The sequence below is a fragment of the Mediterraneibacter flintii genome (genome assembly GCF_055387595.1).
Genome location: NZ_AP031405.1, coordinates 1,228,910 through 1,247,765, shown reverse-complemented (window position 1 = coordinate 1,247,765; position 18,856 = coordinate 1,228,910). Strand labels below are relative to the sequence as shown.

18 protein-coding genes are annotated in these 18,856 nt (G+C 42.2%); 4 read left to right on the top strand and 14 right to left on the bottom strand.

The annotated features are described in order from the left end of the window. Positions 1-200 precede the first annotated feature (200 nt). Positions 201-1,040, top strand: a complete 840-nt coding sequence (gene pdaA / locus ACZ5C4_RS05965) for a delta-lactam-biosynthetic de-N-acetylase (protein WP_464520187.1) — start codon at positions 201-203, stop codon at positions 1,038-1,040. Positions 1,041-1,064: 24 nt separating this feature from the next. On the opposite strand, the gene ACZ5C4_RS05960 is transcribed toward pdaA, so the two are convergent. The 4 genes from ACZ5C4_RS05960 to ACZ5C4_RS05945 form a co-directional block, all read right to left on the bottom strand. Beyond that, a complete protein-coding gene (locus tag ACZ5C4_RS05960; protein ID WP_464520186.1) occupies positions 1,065-1,358 on the bottom strand; it encodes a BMC domain-containing protein in 294 nt (97 codons plus the stop codon). Between the two features lie 35 nt (positions 1,359-1,393). Continuing rightward, a complete protein-coding gene (locus ACZ5C4_RS05955) occupies positions 1,394-1,693 on the bottom strand; it encodes a BMC domain-containing protein (protein WP_464520185.1) in 300 nt (99 codons plus the stop codon). Between the two features lie 196 nt (positions 1,694-1,889). Continuing rightward, on the bottom strand, positions 1,890-3,218 hold the full coding sequence (locus tag ACZ5C4_RS05950; protein WP_464520184.1) for an MATE family efflux transporter: 1,329 nt from the start codon (positions 3,216-3,218) through the stop codon (positions 1,890-1,892). 177 nt (positions 3,219-3,395) lie between these two features. Next, positions 3,396-4,589 (bottom strand): dicarboxylate/amino acid:cation symporter, encoded by a 1,194-nt coding sequence (locus tag ACZ5C4_RS05945; protein ID WP_464520183.1) that lies wholly within the window; start codon positions 4,587-4,589, stop codon positions 3,396-3,398. A 181-nt stretch (positions 4,590-4,770) separates the two neighbouring features. Between ACZ5C4_RS05945 and ACZ5C4_RS05940 the strand changes: the two genes are divergently transcribed. After that, positions 4,771-6,150, top strand: coding sequence for an MATE family efflux transporter (locus ACZ5C4_RS05940; RefSeq protein WP_464520182.1), 1,380 nt, complete (start codon positions 4,771-4,773; stop codon positions 6,148-6,150). Between the two features lie 23 nt (positions 6,151-6,173). Then, positions 6,174-7,265: a DUF362 domain-containing protein gene (locus ACZ5C4_RS05935; protein WP_464520181.1), complete on the top strand. Its 1,092-nt coding sequence runs from the start codon at positions 6,174-6,176 to the stop codon at positions 7,263-7,265. A 44-nt stretch (positions 7,266-7,309) separates the two neighbouring features. Here the strand turns inward: ACZ5C4_RS05935 and htpG are convergent, their stop codons facing one another. Continuing rightward, positions 7,310-9,349 (bottom strand): molecular chaperone HtpG, encoded by a 2,040-nt coding sequence (htpG, locus tag ACZ5C4_RS05930; protein ID WP_464520180.1) that lies wholly within the window; start codon positions 9,347-9,349, stop codon positions 7,310-7,312. 312 nt (positions 9,350-9,661) lie between these two features. Here htpG and ACZ5C4_RS05925 point away from each other — a divergent pair, with 312 nt between their 5' ends. Then, positions 9,662-10,159 (top strand): GNAT family N-acetyltransferase, encoded by a 498-nt coding sequence (locus ACZ5C4_RS05925; protein ID WP_464520179.1) that lies wholly within the window; start codon positions 9,662-9,664, stop codon positions 10,157-10,159. Here ACZ5C4_RS05925 and ACZ5C4_RS05920 read toward each other — a convergent pair. From ACZ5C4_RS05920 to ACZ5C4_RS05880, 9 genes are all read right to left on the bottom strand, one after another. Continuing rightward, positions 10,140-11,006, bottom strand: a complete 867-nt coding sequence (locus ACZ5C4_RS05920) for a YitT family protein (protein WP_464520178.1) — start codon at positions 11,004-11,006, stop codon at positions 10,140-10,142. The two genes, ACZ5C4_RS05925 and ACZ5C4_RS05920, sit on opposite strands and share 20 nt — an antisense overlap. Positions 11,007-11,146: 140 nt before the next feature. After that, a complete protein-coding gene (locus tag ACZ5C4_RS05915) occupies positions 11,147-12,019 on the bottom strand; it encodes a YitT family protein (RefSeq protein WP_464520177.1) in 873 nt (290 codons plus the stop codon). A 262-nt stretch (positions 12,020-12,281) separates the two neighbouring features. Further along, positions 12,282-13,499, bottom strand: a complete 1,218-nt coding sequence (locus ACZ5C4_RS05910) for a S41 family peptidase (protein ID WP_464520176.1) — start codon at positions 13,497-13,499, stop codon at positions 12,282-12,284. A 137-nt stretch (positions 13,500-13,636) separates the two neighbouring features. Next, positions 13,637-14,755: a murein hydrolase activator EnvC family protein gene (locus tag ACZ5C4_RS05905; protein ID WP_464520175.1), complete on the bottom strand. Its 1,119-nt coding sequence runs from the start codon at positions 14,753-14,755 to the stop codon at positions 13,637-13,639. Between the two features lie 9 nt (positions 14,756-14,764). Beyond that, a complete protein-coding gene (gene ftsX / locus ACZ5C4_RS05900) occupies positions 14,765-15,715 on the bottom strand; it encodes a permease-like cell division protein FtsX (RefSeq protein WP_464520174.1) in 951 nt (316 codons plus the stop codon). Further along, complete coding sequence (gene ftsE / locus ACZ5C4_RS05895; RefSeq protein ID WP_464520173.1) at positions 15,705-16,391, bottom strand: cell division ATP-binding protein FtsE; 687 nt, start codon at positions 16,389-16,391, stop codon at positions 15,705-15,707. Before ftsE ends, ftsX begins: the two co-directional genes overlap by 11 nt. A gap of 26 nt (positions 16,392-16,417) precedes the next feature. Further along, entirely contained in the window at positions 16,418-17,509 is a 1,092-nt protein-coding gene (locus tag ACZ5C4_RS05890; protein WP_186875264.1) for a PucR family transcriptional regulator, read from the bottom strand. Positions 17,510-17,725: 216 nt separating this feature from the next. After that, positions 17,726-18,400: a WecB/TagA/CpsF family glycosyltransferase gene (locus tag ACZ5C4_RS05885; RefSeq protein WP_464522308.1), complete on the bottom strand. Its 675-nt coding sequence runs from the start codon at positions 18,398-18,400 to the stop codon at positions 17,726-17,728. Positions 18,401-18,588: 188 nt separating this feature from the next. Then, positions 18,589-18,780 (bottom strand): small, acid-soluble spore protein, alpha/beta type, encoded by a 192-nt coding sequence (locus ACZ5C4_RS05880; protein WP_186875265.1) that lies wholly within the window; start codon positions 18,778-18,780, stop codon positions 18,589-18,591. Between the last annotated feature and the right edge of the window lie 76 nt (positions 18,781-18,856).

Genomic DNA, 18,856 nt, shown 5'->3' with positions numbered 1-18,856 from the left:
CCTTCCTTCTCCCAGATTTAAAAGATTCTTTTTATCTTTTTTCACTTTACCACCCTTTCCTATAAATGTCCATAGTACTGTTACATTCCTTCCGCTTCTGACATCACATAAAGCCTCCTGCATAAACATTCTTTTACACGCATAAAGTATTAAAAATGGATGACGCCGGCGCAATGTAATGCCGGCAGGGTGATAAACATATGCGTATTCCTTTACCTAACCGGCCGTCTGTAAAAAAAGCAGGCGGATGTCTCCTTCTATTTGCTGTTGCTTTTTTCACTGGCGGAATTATCGGAAAACTAACTGCTCCAGCTTCTTTCGTATCCTCTGAAGCTGTTCCGGCCTCCGCTGAAGGGAACTGGGGCTTAAGCTTTCAAGACGACGGACAGCCGCCCACCGCCAATGCCTCTTTTGAAGAATTAAAACAGTATGACGCTTATTACGCGCAGGATACAGACGAAAAAGTACTTTATCTGACCTTTGATGCCGGATATGAAAATGGAAATACTGAACAGATTTTAGATGCGCTGAAAAAGCATAAAGTGCATGCTACTTTTTTTGTCGTCGGTACTTATGTAGAATCAGAGCCCGAGTTGGTGAAACGTATGGTAGAAGAAGGACATACGGTGGGAAACCATACCTATCACCATCCTGATATGTCTCAAATCTCTACAATGGAAACCTTCCGCGAAGAGTTGGAAACTGTAGAAGAGGCATTTGAGAGCGCCACCGGAGAAAAGATGACGAAATTCTACCGGCCGCCGCAGGGCAAATACAATGAGGCAAATTTAAAGATGGCAAAAGAACTTGGATATAAAACTTTCTTCTGGAGCCTGGCTTATGTAGACTGGTACCAAGACAACCAGCCTTCCAAAGAAGAAGCCTTCGACAAGCTCTTGAACCGGATTCACCCAGGCGCGATTGTCCTTCTACACAGTACCTCTTCCACCAATGCACAGATATTAGATGAGCTTCTTACAAAATGGGAAGATATGGGATACACGATAAAACCTCTGGATCAGCTGGTAAATGCCAGCTGATCCAGAGGCTCGCTCTGCCCGTTATTATTTGGACTTTTTTCCACGTGCTTTAAACTCTTCCACAATCTGCACCATTTCCGGTGACGGATTTGAAATTACCGCCTTGTTTAAAATTCTGCACGGCGGATTCTCTGCCACGTTTTCCACCGCTGCTTTCATAGCAGATACGCTTCCACTCATAAAAATCAACGCATGCCCGCCGCACATTGTATCCTGTGTCTCATATTTTACATCTGCGGTTTTTAACATCTGGTCCGTTACCAGCACCGCATTTGCTTCCCCTAGAACTTCTATCAATCCGAATGCTCCGTATGTCATACTTCCATCCTCTGCTTTCTTCCCAATCTCATCTCTTACTTTCCTATCGTCATTGTCATCGCTGTCTCCGTATCTGCTGACGGAGCCGCAATCACTGTATGGGATACGATCTTCGAAAGTGGTGCTGCTGTCTCCAAAGCAACCTCCATTGCCGCTTTTACATCAGACACCCTCCCTCTCATTTTCACGCAGGCGCCCGTACCAAGCCTGTTTCTTTCCACAGCCTGTATTCTTACATCCGCCGCCTTTGCCGCAGCATCCAACGCCACAAAACATGCACATTCGCTTTCCAACTCAAACATCCCGATTGCCATTCCTTCATATCCGCTGCTCATGTATTCCTCCTGCCCGCAGAACCTATCTTCTGCCTGTTTACCATACTTATAATTAATTATATAACTGGTACTACCAATTTTCAATAAAAATCTACAAATTCTGTTGGAAATTTGTAACAGCTCAGCCATACAGATGTACGCTCGCAAAAACATGCAAGCATGTTTTATGCTTCCCGCACACTGTATGGCTGAACTGTCACATAATTTTCCTTTTCATAATATAGAAGTAAAACGGTACAAGAGGAATCAAAGCTGCAATCCAAGCTGCCGGATCTGCCAGACATACGCCAATAAATCCCGTCTTACCTGAAACAAGCAGAATAATTCCTGTCCTTGCAACCAGTTCAAAAACACCTCCCAACATAGGAATCAGACCATAGCCCATTCCCTGCAGAGCATTGCGGTATAAAAAAATGCATCCCAAAAATGGATAACACCAGGCAACTGCTTTAAAATATGTAACCGCGGCATAAATCACTTTTGTTTCGGATCCATCTGTAAAGAGTAAAACCATGTACTTTCCAAACAGATACACACAGACCATCATCACAAAGCTCCACCCCAGTATCATCCATTGTGTACAGCGCACGCCCTGCTTTACGCGTTCCATCTTCCCTGCGCCTCTGTTCTGCCCCACAAAAGTGGCGGCTGTCGCCCCAAAAGAAACAAATACGGCAGCTATAATATTCTGCAGCTTGCTTGCCGCAGAGAAACCTGCGATATACACTGCTCCATATACATTGACAGCCCCCTGTACAATAATCGTACCTATCGCAGTAATAGAAAACTGTAATCCCATAGGAATCCCCAGCCCTAGAAGCTTCTTGATACTCTGTATAGAAAAATGGAAGTTTTCTTTTCTTAAATGCAGAATCGGAAATTTCTTCACAATGTACAGCAGGCATAATGCCGCAGAAATTCCCTGCGCAATTACAGTAGCATAGGCACATCCCTCTACTCCCATATGAAAATTGACGATCAGTACAATATCCAATAGCACATTGATCGCCGCGGAAATCATCAGAAAATACAGCGGAGATTTAGAGTCGCCCAGAGCGCGCAATACAGCCGCGAGAAAATTATAAGCCGCCGTCACAAATAGCCCTGCATAGATAACTCCCATGTAAGCGCTGATATCTCCGATCAGATTCTCTGGAGAATTCATCAAACGTAAGATCGGACGGTTTGCCGCCTCAAAGCCAACCGTCATTATAATAGAAAAGGCTGTCATCAAATACACAGACATAGCCACAAAATGACGCATCCTCTCCAGTTTTTTTGCCCCAAAGCACTGCGCTACTAAGATGGCAAATCCGCTTGCCAATCCATTCAGCCAGCCTGTTACAAAAAACATAAGAGAAGATGTACCTCCGATAGCGGCAAGCGCATCTACGCCGATAAACTGCCCTGCTACAATAGAATCTGCCAGATTGTAAAGCTGCTGAAATATATTCCCAAGACACATCGGGATCATAAAGCGCACAATCAAATTTACTGGTTTTCCAACTGTCATATCATTTGTCATATCTTCTCAATCCTTCTCGTAACTATTGAATCACTTATCCTTTTGATATATTTGTTCCCTTTATTCTCAAAAAAAGATATGCCTTCCCATCGAAAAGCATATCCTCTCTTTCCATTTTTACAACGCTGTTTATTATACAGAACGGCCTCTGATTTGTAAAGAAAAATTTTTATTTTTTTACAATTCTATATGAAGCCTTTGTTCTTCTATGTTATGCCGTTTCACATATCCGGTAAGAATCATAGTCAGTGCGCCGTCTCCTGTGATATTGCATGCTGTTCCGAAGCTGTCCTGCAGGGCAAAAATTGTCAGCATCAACGCCGTCCCTGTCTCGTCAAATCCCAGTACGCCTGTGATAAGCCCCAGAGAGGCCATTACTGTTCCTCCTGGAACTCCCGGCGCGCCAATCGCAAAAATCCCCAACAGAAGACAGAACAAAATCATCGTTCCCAGGGAGGGAATTTCTCCATATAAAATCTGGGAGACCGTCATAACAAAAAAGACTTCTGTTAAAACCGAACCGCACAAATGAATATTCGCAAATAACGGGATCCCAAAATCTACCATATCGTCTCTAAGAGCTGGCTCTGACTTCTTCGCACAGCGCAGCGCCACCGCAAGTGTCGCCGCAGATGACATCGTACCTACTGCAGTAATATACGCCGGGCCATAATTCTTTACCACTTTCAAAGGATTATTCTTAGAGTACAAGCCTCCTACCAGGTAGAGAAGTGCCAGCCAAATATAATGTCCGGCCATCACAATCAATACAATTTTTATAAATACAGGAAGCTGCTTTGTAATCGTTCCCTCATAAGACAGTGCACAAAATGTGAATCCTATGAAAACCGGCAAAACAGGAATTACAATTCTAGATACAACCTCCAGAACAATTTTCTGAAACTCATCCAGAACATTTGTAATTGTCACTGCCTTTGTCCATGTCGCTGCCAAGCCCACTAAAACCGAAAAGACAAGCGCACTCATCACTGACATAATCTGTGGAATATCCAACTGGAATACAACCTCCGGCAATTCCTTCAAGCCGTCAACTTCAGATACAATCGACAGATGTGGAATCAGACCATACCCTGCTCCCATTGCCATAAACGCCGCCAATACAGAAGATACATAAGCGCAGACAATCGCGACTCCAAGCATACGTGAAGCATTTTTTCCTAATTTTGTAATGGAAGGTGCAATAAATCCAATAATAATCAATGGCACGCAGAAATTAATGAACTGTCCTAATACATACTTCACAGTGACAACGACATTCATTATACTTTCTCCTGCCGCCTGACCTACCAGTATTCCTATTACAACCCCCAGTAAAAGCTTAAACGGCAGGCTGCTGCATATTTTTTTCATAGCATATCCCTCTCTTCCTTCTATACATCATACAATATAAAGGTATTATAATCTATATATGCCGTACTTACAAGAAAGTTTCCTAAAAACAGCAGGTCTCCTTGCACCTATACAGTTTATGTAAATTATGTTATTTTATTTATAGCTTCTCTATCAGAAAAAGCAGGAAAGGAATACCTATATGAACAAGAATATCAATCTTCTGGAGGGAAATATTCTCCCTTCTCTCACAAAGCTTGCTTTTCCCATCATGGCGACTTCACTCGTCCAGATGGCTTATAATATGACAGATATGATTTGGATAGGACGGATCAGCAGCAATGCCGTCGCTGCTGTAGGAGCCGCCGGAATGTATATGTGGTTTGCCAACGGTATCGCCACACTCTCCCGCATAGGCGGACAGGTAAAAGTAGGGCACTCCATCGGCGAAAGCAATATCACACTCGCCGCCCGCTATGCCAAAAATGCACTTCAGCTGACTTCCTTTCTTGGAATTTTATATGGAGTTTTATCCCTTCTGCTCCAAAAACCTCTGATCGGATTTTTTCGCCTCAACAGTCCTTCCGTAATAGCAGATGCCAGAATCTATCTTGCCATTACCTGCGGGCTGGTTCTATTTTCCTTTTTGAACCAGGCCTTTACCGGAATTTTTACTGCTATGGGAAACAGCCGCAGTTCCTTTTTGGCAACCGCTGTCGGGCTGGTAATGAATATTATTCTAGATCCGGTTCTTATCTTCGGAATCGGCCCGTTTCCAGAAATGGGCGTTGCCGGCGCCGCCGTTGCCACCGTACTTGCGCAGGCTGTTGTTACCTTGATGTTTCTTCTCTTCTGCATAAAAGACACGTTTCTTTTTCGACATGTACAGATTTTTAAAGCACCGGATTTTCCAATCATAAGAGAGCTCATAAGAATCGGTCTTCCAACGGCAGTACAAAGTATGATCTTTTCCGGTATCTCTATGGTAATTGCACGCATCATTTCTGGTTTTGGAGATGCCGCTATTGCAGTACAAAAGGTCGGTTCCCAGATTGAATCCATTTCCTGGATGACGTCGGATGGTTTTGCCGCTGCGGTCAACTCTTTTGTCGCACAAAACTACGGAGCCAAAAATACGAATCGGGTGCGCTTAGGCTATCGATGTGCCATGACTGTAGTGCTGCTCTGGGGTGCCTTTACAACCTTTGTCTTGTTTGTCTTTCCAGAGCCTGTCTTTCGTATCTTCATCACAGAGAAAGAGCTTCTTCCTATGGGAGTAGATTATCTGAAAATTCTCGCTGTATCTCAGCTCTTCATGTGCATGGAGATCACAACAGCCGGAGCCTTCAATGGATTAGGGCGTACAATTCCCCCTGCTGTAGAAGGAATTATACTGACTGCTGCGCGGATTCCACTTGCCCTCCTTCTCATACTCACTCCGTTGGGTTTAAACGGGATCTGGTGGGCAATCACCATCTCCAGTATATTAAAAGGGGTGATTCTATTTGGCTGGTTTTTACTTCATATGAAAAGACATTTAAAAGAGGAATCTCCTCTTCCCTCTGCTAAAAATACTGTATAAAAAAATTTTAAAAAGGAGACGTTATGAATAGAAACGATATTCTCTTAATACATGGTACTAATTACAAAGAAATGACCAAACACCTATTGGAAAAAGCAGATTTAGCAGGGCTAATCAACGATTCGCAGAAACGCATTGCCTTAAAGCCAAATCTCGTCGCCCCTTCTTCTCCTTCTGAAGGCGCTACCACCCACGGAGAGCTAATAGAAGGAACGTTGGAATATCTTCTGGAACATCATTTCTGCAATATTACGGTTATGGAAGGCTCCTGGGTAGGAGCAAAGACCAGCGATGCTCTTCGTGCCACGGGCTATGACCGCATTTTAAAAAAATATAACATTCCATTTGCTGATTTACAGAAAGACACCTGGCATGAATATGATGCCTGTGGAATGAAAATCCGGCTTTGTGATAAAGCCGCTGCTGCCGATTTTATGATCAATATTCCTGTACTCAAAGGACATTGCCAGACCGCCGTCACCTGTGCTTTAAAAAATCAAAAGGGGGTCATCCCAAACAGTGAAAAGCGCCGCTTTCATACTTTGGGACTGCACAGGCCAATCGCACACTTAAATACAATTGTCCGAAATGACTTTATATTGGTTGATAATATATGTGGGGATTTGGATTTTGAAGAAGGCGGAAATCCCGTAGAGATGAATCGTATTCTCGGTTTCCGAGATCCGGTTCTCTGTGATGCCTTCGTATGTAAAACAATGGGATATGCCACCGAAGATGTCCCCTATATCACTCTGGCAGAAAATTTGAAAATTGGCAGTACCGACCTTTCTCATGCTAACTGTATCTATTTAAATCATCCGGAAGCAGAACGACAACTGCCTCAGACAAGGCGGGTGCAAAAATTGGCGAAATACATCTCTTCCTCTGATGCATGCAGTGCATGCTATGGTTCACTTATCTATGCTCTGGACAGATTAAACGAAAAAGGATTCCTGCACACTGCTCTTCCCAAACTTGGTATTGGACAGGGCTTCCGCGGCAAAGACGGGAAAATCGGCATCGGACAGTGCACCTCCTGCTTCCATAAAAGCTTGAAAGGGTGTCCTCCCAGTGCTGCTGACATATATAAATTCCTGTTGGAAAACTGGAGATAAATGAATATCCGCCATACCATTACTGATATGGCGGATATTAGATTCTATTTTGTCAGCAGCAGCATAATTTCATTGCTTCTCTGTACAAATGCTGTCATTTCTTCCGGATTTAAAGGCTTATGTGCAAGCATTGCCAAATCATAAAGCTGCTTGCATATAATCGAAACATTCTTGCTGCGCTTATGTTCTACCAAAAACTTTACAAGCGGATGATTCGCATTTAAAATCAGTGTTGCCTTGCTTCCAAATGCACTCATATCCATGCCACTCATTCCATACATTTTCATCATTTCTTCCATTCTTCTGTTTTCTTCTGAAAGAACTGCCATAGAAGCGACATTATCATCCTTTAATTTTTCTACCTTTACGTCCAGCTTATCATTGTTCAATTCTTTTCTAAAAATCTCAACTAAGCTGTCCGTTGTCTTCTGGAACTGCTCTTTTTCTTCCTCAGACACTTCATCTTTCATAGACGCATGCACATCAGCGTCAATCCGCAGGAAACGCACATCCGTATGTTTCTGTTCCAGATAGCTTACAAAGGCAGAATCAATATTATGTGTCAGAATCACAGCGTCTTGTCCCTGTGCTTTAAACATATTGATATACTGACTCTGCTGTACTTCATCTGTCACATAGTAAATATTCGTCTTTTTCTCTTCTTCCTTATCTGCCGCTTCTGCCTGTTCTGCATTGTCCTGTACTTCTTTTTCTTCCTCTGGTTCTGCTGCAGAACCGCCGTTTTCTTTGATGATATCTTCCAGTGTTAAATATTTGTGCTCCAGATTCTTATAAATCATAGAATCTTTCATCTTTTCACCGAATTTTTCATCCTTCAGACATCCAAATTTGATAAACGGACTGATGTCATCCCAGTATTTCTCATAATTTTCTCTGTCCGTCTTAAACATTCCGGTTAATTTGTCTGCTACCTTTTTAGAAATATAATCAGCCACTTTATTTACAAAACCGTCGTTTTGCAGAGCACTTCTAGATACATTCAGCGGAAGATCCGGACAGTCAATCACGCCTTTTAACACCATCAAAAATTCTGGAATCACTTCTTTGATATTGTCTGCGATAAATACCTGGTTATTATACAGCTTGATTGTTCCCTCTATGGATTCATACTCCATATTGATTTTCGGGAAATACAGAATCCCTTTCAAATTAAACGGATAATCCATGTTCAGATGGATCCAGAACAGCGGTTCTTTATAATCCATAAACACTTTCCGATAAAATTCTATATATTCTTCTTTCGTACACTCACTCGGATTCTTTCCCCAAAGAGGATGTATATCACTGATAGACACCGGACGCCTTACAATTTTCGCCTTCTTCTTCGGCTCGCCCTCTTCTCCCTCTTTTGGCTCTTCCGTAATATGCTCTACCACAGTATCTGACTCAAGTACGTCCTCTTCATCAATCGTGTCATACTGAGGCTCTGCATTCGCCTTGGACAAAAAGATTTCCACCGGCATAAAAGAGCAATACTTTTCGAGGACTTCTCTTGCCCTGTATTCATTTGCAAATTCCAGGCTGTCCTCGTTTAAGAACAAGGTAATCTCTGTTCCAACCGTCGTCTTATTGCCATCCTGCATCTCATATTCCGTACCTCCCTGGCTGGCCCAGTGCACCGGTACAGCATCCTTTTGATAGGACAACGTATCGATCTGCACTTCATCTGCGACCATAAATGCAGAATAAAAACCTAGTCCGAAATGCCCGATCATTTCATCCTCTGTCGTTTTGTCCTTATATTTTTCCAAAAACTGTGTTGCGCCTGAAAACGCGATCTGCGTAATATATTCTTCTACCTCGTCCGCTGTCATTCCAAGACCATTGTCAATAAATTTCAATGTCTTTTCTTCCGGATTAACAATCACCTCAATCTTTGCCTTATAATCTTCCGGCAGTTCGTATTCGCCCATCATGTCCAGCTTTTTTAATTTGGTAATCGCGTCGCAGCCATTGGACACCAGCTCGCGGAAAAAAATGTCGTGATCCGAATATACCCATTTTTTGATAATTGGAAATATATTCTCACTGTCAATCGATAAATTACCCTTTTTTGTCGCCATATATAACACTCCTCTTTCCATAAAATACTTTCATTCATGTCTAAAAAATATTCTAATACAGTCAATTTTAAATGTCAACAAAAAATTAGCACTCTTTCATTTAGAGTGCTAATAAAACCGTAAAATTTATTAAATATCTATAAACTTTATTTTTAACATGCTATAATAAATTGTACTTTATCGGGCGAAGCTCGCCTGCCGGAGGCGTAAAATACGTGATGCACACTGCGCGTAAATGGAAAACAAGCTGCTGACGCAGCCGTACTTTGGCGCGAAAATGTGCGAAATACATTTATAAGAAGGAGATTTCTCATGGAAAACTTTATGATGAAAAAAGTAAAGAATGATACACAGATAAAAGAGATCGCCAGGCTTGCCGAAATAATCTGGCATGAACATTTCACTCCCATTATCGGGGAAGGACAGGTCAATTATATGGTAGATAAGTTTCAGTCTTACTCCGCATTGACAGAGCAGCTAAAAAATGGATATGAGTATTATCAGATATATTTTACCGGAGAATTCTGTGGATATTGCGGTATTCATCCGGAAGAGAACCGCCTCTTTTTAAGCAAGCTCTATCTGAAAAAAGAAGTTCGCGGAAAGCATCTCGCCACACAGACCTTTCAGTTTTTAAAAAATATTTGCCGTGAAAGAGGGCTCTGTGCCATCTGGCTTACCTGCAACAAACATAACGATGGAAGCCTTGCAGTTTACCGTCATCTAGGCTTCCAGACAATCGATGAACAAGAAGCAGACATTGGCGGCGGGTATATCATGGATGATTATATTATGGAGTATTCTCTCTGAATCCCTCTCCATACACTTCGCTTGTCTCCGTAAACATTAAAAAAGCACACGGATCTACTTCATGTACTACGTTTTTAACGGCGTAAGCCTGAGACTTGGAACACGCACACAAAAGTACATCTTTTCTTGTATTTGTGTAGGTTCCAAGTGCCTGAATCGCCGTCGTTCCTCTTCTGTTTATCTCTCCAATTCTCTCTGCTGTCTCTTTGCCTTTGCCAGTTATGATAATCGCAAGTGACCCTGCCCCTGTACCATACAGCACCTTGTCAATTACGACTGTGCACACAAAAGTAGAAGCCACCCCGTACAATACGGCATCTACATTTCCAAATACCGGCCAGCCAAGCAAGATAATTACCAGGTCTATCAGCATAATCAAGGTACCGATAGAAAGATGTGGTTTCTTTTTCTTAATTGACAACGCCAGAAAATCGATCCCCCCTGAAGAAGATCCCCGCATATAAAACAGCGTCATTCCCGTTCCCAGAAAGACGCCCGCATACAATGCTGCCAAAAATGGGGAGCCTGTATAAGCCGGAGTAAAGGGGAAAATTCCATCCAGAATGATATTCGAAACCAGCATGGATACAGCCGATTTCATAAGAAACCGTTTGCCGACCAGTTTATAACTGACTGCAATCAACGGAATATTTAAAAGAAGCGTTGTTGTTCCGACAGGAAGCCCTGATAAATGGTTTAAAATCAGAGCAAGTCCGGACACTCCTCCCGGCGCGAATTCTGCATTTTTTGCAAATGTATAAATTCCCGCGGCATACAGGGTTCCTCCTGCAATATCATACAATATATCCAGACATAGCTTCTTTGCGTCCCTTTTCTTTCCTGTCATCTTCCCTGTTCTCCTACCTTTCCCACCGACAGCTTGAGCTGCCGTGAAATCAGTATGTGTAAAATCTGGAAAATTTATTCCCTCAGAAGAACAGACTTATTTTTTATCCAAAAAGCTTCTTAGTGTCGGTGTACAAGGGGCTATTTACGCTCGATAAACCCCTCTCCAAAAACCTCGCTCGTCTCTGTCACCATCACAAATGCGTCTGGATCTGCCTCATGGGCGGTATTTCTCACCGTATATGCCTGAGAAGTAGAGCACGCACACAGCAATACTTCTTTTTGTGCCTCTGTATATGTACCACGCGCCTGAATAGCTGTAGATCCTCTGCCGATACTTTCGCCTATTTTCTCTGCAACCGCCTGCCCATGATCTGTAATAATAATCAGCAAGGTGCCAGAGCCCATGCCGTAAAGAATCTTATCAATCACTACCGATGTCACAAAGGTCGCCGCCAAACCATACAGAACAGAATCAATATTTCCAAACACCGGCCACCCAAGCAGAATAATAATCAAATCAATTGCCATTGTCACTGTCCCTAAAGAAAAATGCGGCTTAAGTGCTTTGATAGACATCGTAAGAAAATCCGTTCCGCCGGAAGAAGAGCCCCGCATGTAAAACAGCGCCATTCCTGCTCCCAGGCAGACACCTGAGTACAGCGCTGCCATCAGAGGCGAGCCTGTATAGGACGGTGTATGCGGAAAGACAACATCTAGAAAAATTGTACAGAAAATCATGCTGCGCGCCGTCTTGATTAAAAATCGTTTTCCAACAATACGCCAGCTTAAAATAACCAGCGGAATATTAATTACCAGCGTTGTTATACCAATCGGCAGCGCCCACAAATGGTTGATAATCAATGCAAGACCTGATACTCCTCCTGGCGCGAAATTTGCCGTTTTGGCAAACGTATAGATTCCCAGCGAATATAAAATGCTGCCGGCAATGTCAAAAAATATATCTGTCGCAAACTGTTTTGCTTTTTCTGTTTTCACCCCATTTTGTACCATTCCCTTCCGTTTTGAATTCCCTGTCTAGAGAAATATATGTGCTTTCGATTTTTCCGTTATACTCCAATTCATGCCTTTTTTGCAATACTCTTAACAGACTTTTAATATGCATCACAGGCTTTTTAATATCATTTTTAGACATCTTTATTGCTAAATGCACATCTCTTCCCAACGCATCTTATATTCTGCCTCCTCTGTACTTCCATCTGTTTGTTTAGAAACAATCTCAAACATTTCTCTCAAATAAAATTTCACTGCGGATTCATTCTTCTCCACTTAATTCTGTCCGCACTGTTTCCAGCGCTTTTTCAAGCTGATTGTCTGCCTCTGGATTCTCTGCATTCACCTCGTATTCCACCTCAATGTCTGGTGTAATTCCAGTTCCATTGATACTTCTTCCACTCGGTGTATAATATTCTGCTATCGTCAGTTTCAAATAGGTTCCGTCCTCCAAGTCGATTAACTGCTGCACTACACCTTTTCCATACGTTGTTGTTCCTACAATGGTTCCAATGCCATAGTCCTGCACTGCACCTGTAAATATTTCAGACGCACTCGCACTGTACTGGTTCACAAGCACTGCCAGCGGCTTTGTGAATGTATGCTTCCCGTCACAAGTAATTTTCTCCTCATTTCCGTATTTATCTTTGGTAGACACAATCGTGCCCTCCGGCAGAATCAGTTTCAGCATTTCGGTCACTGTGTCCAGATTTCCTCCTGGATTACTGCGCAAATCAATCACCAGTCCCTGCATTCCCTGCGATTCAAGCTCTTCAAGTGCTGTCTTGAACTGCTCATAGGTCACTTCATCAAATTCGCTTACTGCGATATAGCCTATCTGGCCGTCTTTCATCTCATATTCGACAGTCTGCGCCTCTATCTCATCCCGCACAGCAGTCAGCTTTACCTCTTCTCCATCTCTTTTTACATATAAATCGACTGTTGTACCTTTTTCCCCTTTGATCCATGAAACAACCTCTGTAAGGCTCTCATCTGCTATCACATGATCATCCACCCGATATAAAACATCATCTGCCCGAAGACCTGCATCCGCGGCAGGTGAGTCTTCGTACACGCTCACAATCACAATCTCTTTGCTTGTCAGGTTTTGCGTAAGCGTGGCGCCCACGCCGAAAAATTTACCGGACGTTGTTTCTAAGAGCTCTTTTGTCTCCTGTTCATTATAATATTCCGTATATGGATCTCCCAGGGCCTGTGCATACCCTGAATAAATCCCATCTACCAGAGCATCTCCATCTATCTCATCACTGTAAAGATAATAGGCGTCTATCCATTTTCCCAATTGTTCCAGCTTCTGCTCAATCTCTTTATTATCATCTGTAAGAGAGCCTTGTGCCTCTCCCTTCTCCGGCATCATGCCTGGAATTATCTTCCACGCACCCCAGATACATCCAATCACAAGTAGAGCTACTACTGCTCCGGCGAACATTCCTTTTAAAAATTTTCTATCCTCTTTCATCTTTTCATCCTGCTTTCTTACTATATTTCCTTTTCACTAATACGAGCAATGCTGTTCCAAGCTTCTGTCAGTATACAAAGGACAAAGCAGAGTATTTTCTCTGCTTTGTCCTTCCCTCATATCTTTCCTTCTGTAATTTACATATATTTATCCGGATTCACTGCCACTCCATTTTCTTCTACCTGGAAATGAAGATGCGGCCCTGTAGACTGTCCTGTTGTCCCCACGCAGCCAATCTGCTGTCCTTTTTCTACGTACTGCCCCTGCACAACACATAAAGAGCTGTGGTGCATATATTTTGTCGTCAGGCCGTTTCCATGGTCGATTACCACCCAGTTGCCCGCACTTGAACTATATCCTGCGATTATGACTGTTCCTGCTGCTGCCGCATATGTAGGTGTTCCTTCCGGTGCCGCATAATCATGCCCTTTATGTCCACCGACCTCAAATTCACGAATCTCCCCAAAATAACTAGATTGATAACTATACCCCGGGCATGGATGTGTAAAATATCCATTTCCACTCACTACATTCTCACCCGGCTGTGTCCATGAGCCTCCGCCCTGTGACTGTGAAGCCGCCTGCTCCTGCTGAATCCTTTTTGCTTCTTCTGCATCCGCGAGCAGTTTTTCCAGTGTTTCCGCATTATCTCCAATCTGCGCGTCTAAATCTGCTAGAAGAACCTCATTGCTGTCGAGCAATGCCTCTACCTCTGTCTGCTTCGCCGTCAGTTCTGTCTGAAGGTCGCTTAATTCATCATATTCTGTCTGAAGCGTCTGTTCTTTTTCTTCTACTTCTGCTACAATATCCTGAAAATCTTCTAACTTCTCTCTGTCATAATCAGACATCTTGGACGCATACTCCGCTTTATTTAAAAATTCTCCCAGAGTCTGACTCTCCATCATTACTTCAAGAATCTTTGTATCGCCGTTTTCATACATGAACTGAATCCGCTTTTTCATGCTCTGGTACTGCTGGTTTTCGTCTACCTTTGCCGCAATCAGATCATTTTCCGCTTCTTCTATTTCACTCTGCTTCTTCGTCATCTTCGATTGCGTCTCATTCATGTCCTCGACAATGTCATTCAACTGCGTGGTAAGAGAATTTTTCTCTGCCTCCGCCGCGCTTTTCTGTCCTTCTAATTCTTCTGCTTTTTTCTGTGCGTCCTCTATCGTAGTTGCATTTACATTCATTACCATCCCGACGCTCATTACAAAAACAAGTACCCCGCTTATTATACTCCTCTTTCGTCCCATAGCTGCCTCCTATACTTTCAAATGCTTGCGCACTGTGAAGAAACTTCCGATAAATCCAATTCCAATACCAAGAACAATTCCTATCGGCAGCAGATATTTATACACATCTGATACCGGAAGAAAACTGATGATATTTTGCAGAATACTGAACTTCTCCATGATGTACAGTACAGCCTTTTCATACAGCACATAAAGAAGCGACAATGGAATAATTGCTCCAAAGAGTCCTATAATCAACCCTTCGATTACGAAAGGCGACCGGACCACAAAGTCTTTCGCTCCGATATATTTCATAATTGCGATTTCTTCTTTACGGACTGTGATTCCCATCGTAACTGTGTTGCTTATCAGGAAGATAGAAACACCAAACAAAATCGCGATAATCGCTATGGATACATATCCTACCAGCTTATTTACACTGGTCAGTGTATTTGCCACCACATCGGATTTATTTACTTGCCTAACGCCGTCCAGACTCTTCGCAAATTTTACAAGATCCTGCTGCGTGGAGGCAAGTGACTTGCTTCTTGCCGTCAGATCTCCTGCGTCCTCCGATGTTTTCATATATACCTCGTAGTGATCAGAATTTGCAAGCGGATTATCATTTGCAAAGCCTTCCGCCAACTCCGGTTTATCTTTAAAATATTCTTGTTGATAGCTTTCCCACGCTTCCTCTGCTGAGATATAATTCACTTCGGAAACATCGTCTCTCTCTCTTAATTTATCTCCGATTTCTTCTATCTGTTTATCTGTTGTGTCCTCATCAAAGAACACAGTGATGGCAACTCCTTCCTCTGCTGTTCTTATAATATACTGAAAATTCAGGATGATTGAAAAGAACAACCCAAACAAAAAAATACAAGCTGACATCGTCGCAACGGATGCGAGCGAAAACATCTTGTTTCTCCAGATATTCTTAACCCCTTGTTTTCCTACGTATCCTAATGTACTAATTCTCATCTATATACCCACCTTTTTGTTCATCACTAACGATTACGCCCTGTTTCATCGTAATAACACGTTCGTTCATCTCGTTTACGATCTCCTGGTTATGTGTCACGACAAGGACTGTCGTTCCACGCTCGTTTGCCTCCTTCAAAAGACTCATAATCTCCCATGAGTTTGTCGGATCCAGGTTTCCAGTCGGCTCGTCTGCCAACAAAATTGCAGGTTCATTTACAATTGCCCTTGCTATCGCGACACGCTGCTGTTCTCCCCCTGACAGTTCTTTTGGAAATGACTTGTACTTCTGTGCAAGTCCCACAAGAGATAACGCCGCCGGTACCTTTCTCTTGATAATCCTTGTTGGTGTCTCCGTAACACGCAGTGCAAAAGCAATATTTTCATAAATATTTCTGTCTTTCAGAAGTCGGAAATCCTGAAAGACAACCCCTAGGCCTCTTCTGTACTTAGCAATGTGACGATGCTTCATTCGATTCAGGTTCTGTCCGTTTACAATGATTGTGCCGTCTGTCGGGTTCAACTCCTTCATAATCAGCCGAATCAGCGTGGATTTTCCAGAACCGCTGTCCCCAACGATAAATACGAACTCTCCCTGTTCGATCTTCACGGATACTCCGTTCAGGGCAGCATTCCCCTTAGAGTATTCCTTCGTTACATTTCTTAATTCAATCATATGCTCCTCCTAATTATTCATACTCCTTAGTACTCCAATGACTCCATATACTTCATATATTTTACTACCATAAGAGCAATCTTAAATGTAATCGCATCCTCAAAAATGCGAAGATCAAGTCCTGTACTCTTCTGTAGCTTATCTAAACGGTATACAAGAGTATTTCTGTGAATATAAAGCTGTCTGGACGTTTCTGATACATTCAGACTATTTTCAAAAAACTTGTTGATAGTCGTCAATGTCTCCTCATCAAAATCATCCGGAGATTTCCCCTCAAAAATCTCTTTTATAAACATCTTACACAGTGGAATCGGAAGTTGATATATCAAGCGCCCAATCCCCAGTGTACTGTAGGCCACAATATCCTTTTCATCAAAGAATATCTTCCCTACATCCAACGCAAGCTTTGCTTCTTTATAGGATTTAGAAACCTCTTTAATATCGTTTACTACCGTTCCGTATGCTATGTGAATTCGCTCATCGCCTCCCTCTGCTTTGAGCGTTTCCAGCATATCCCGCGCCATTTTATCCAGTTCCCTGCTGCCATCCTTCTCCGAAAGCTCTTTCACGACGATGATATTTTTCTCATCTACCGCTGTGATAAAGTCTTTTGACTTCCCGCCCAAAAGATTTCTGACATTGTCAAGCGCTGCGCTGTCTTTTTCGTGTGATGTCTCAATAATAAAGATAACACGTTTTACTTCTGTGTCAATATGTAATTTTTTTGCTCGGTTATAAATATCGACCAAAAGAAGGTTATCCAGCAAAAGATTTTTGATAAAATTATCTTTATCGAATCTTTCCTTATACGCTACCAAAAGGCTTTGTATCTGGAATGCCGCAATCTTTCCCACCATGTAGACATCTTCACTCTCTCCGTCCGCCAGGAGTACATATTCTAACTGCTGTTCATCAAAAATTTTGAAAAACTGGCAACCCTGGATAACCTGACTGTCCGCAGGAGATTCCACAAATGACAGTACCGCATTTTCAAACTTAGGCCCTTCTTCAAATGTAGCGGCAAGTATTTTCCCCTCTGTGTCCAATACACAGAAATCAATTCTGGAAATACCCTTTAATCCTTCAATTGTGCTTTGAAGTATCTGATTCGAAATCATACTTTTTTCCTCCACTCGTCCACCTAATTCCATGTGCATTTTTCACAAAATCCCTATCCCGCAAAAAACGCATGCACACATATACAAATACTATATTAAGGCAAAACAGCAAAAAAAGAAAGAGTAAATCTATTATTTTTAGGCATTTCCCAATAATTTTTACAAAAAATTCACATTTTTACATATATACAAGTTTAACAAAAGCCTGCTTAAAAACTAGTTTTCCTTCTTCTGTCTTTCCACTCTGTAACGGAATAATTTCTTCAAAAAAAATTCTTTCAGCCTTCCACGCATTTTTTTATCCGTATAATTCTGCATAAGCAGGGTGCCGCACCCCATCCATAATTTCACATTCAGCAATGCTTTCTGTCCCGCTATAAATTGTTCCTGCCAGGGGGAGGAGAGTACGGAAACCAGACAGTCTGTCTCTGTCCCGTTGATTTCATTGATTACTTTTTCTTCCTGCCCTGCGTCTTCCGGCAAAGCAGCACCACCCGTAATCACAATCCCTCTGTGGTAATGCCGTATTTCTTCTTTCAAGGACTCCAATACTTCTTCACTGTCCGCTAAAAGAAAAATTCTTCTTCTATTCTTCTGAAGGTATTTTAAAAACAATTTCAGAAATACCTTGTCATCTGCCTCCCGTATCAAACTCCGATCTTGTACCTCTGCAGCCACAAGAATTTCCTGTTCCCCGGGAAGTGCCAGATCCATTGTTCCAATTTTCTCTTTCCACTGTACGTTGTCCTGCTCCTTTAAGAGCATGTCCATTGTCACAATTTCTATTGTATGAAGGGATTCCGTCCCCAGATATTCTATGACCCGCTTCATCGCTTCTTTTGCAGTGAAGCTGTGCATATTCACATCAAATATATTGATTGTCTCTTTCATTCTTATCACCCATGAACTTTCTCCCCAGTCGTAATATTTTAGCAGATATGTATACTTTTGTAAAGACTCCCGCTTTTTGGGTTTTTGTTCTGCTATCTTCGCAAATACAAAAAATCCACGGTTTTCGCCGTACCGAAAAATATTTATCAGCAGAAAAACCGTGAATTTCTCTAAAGACAGACTATGTTCTAAGATTTTACTTCTCTTTTTTTCTTTGTCACAAGCCCTCCGATTCTTCCAGTCTCTTTGGATGTCAAGGAACGCCAGCCATTTGCCAGCACTTTATCCAGCAGCCCTAATTCTTCTGCAATCTCATATTTTATCTTCTCTTCTGGTTCCAGGTTTTTCAAATCTATCGGTTTTTCCTTTTTCTTTGCCATGGCAATCCTTCTTTCTTCTTTTTGCTGAAGTATTGCCACAAAAATAACAGCCCATTCAAAATATTACATTTTGAAC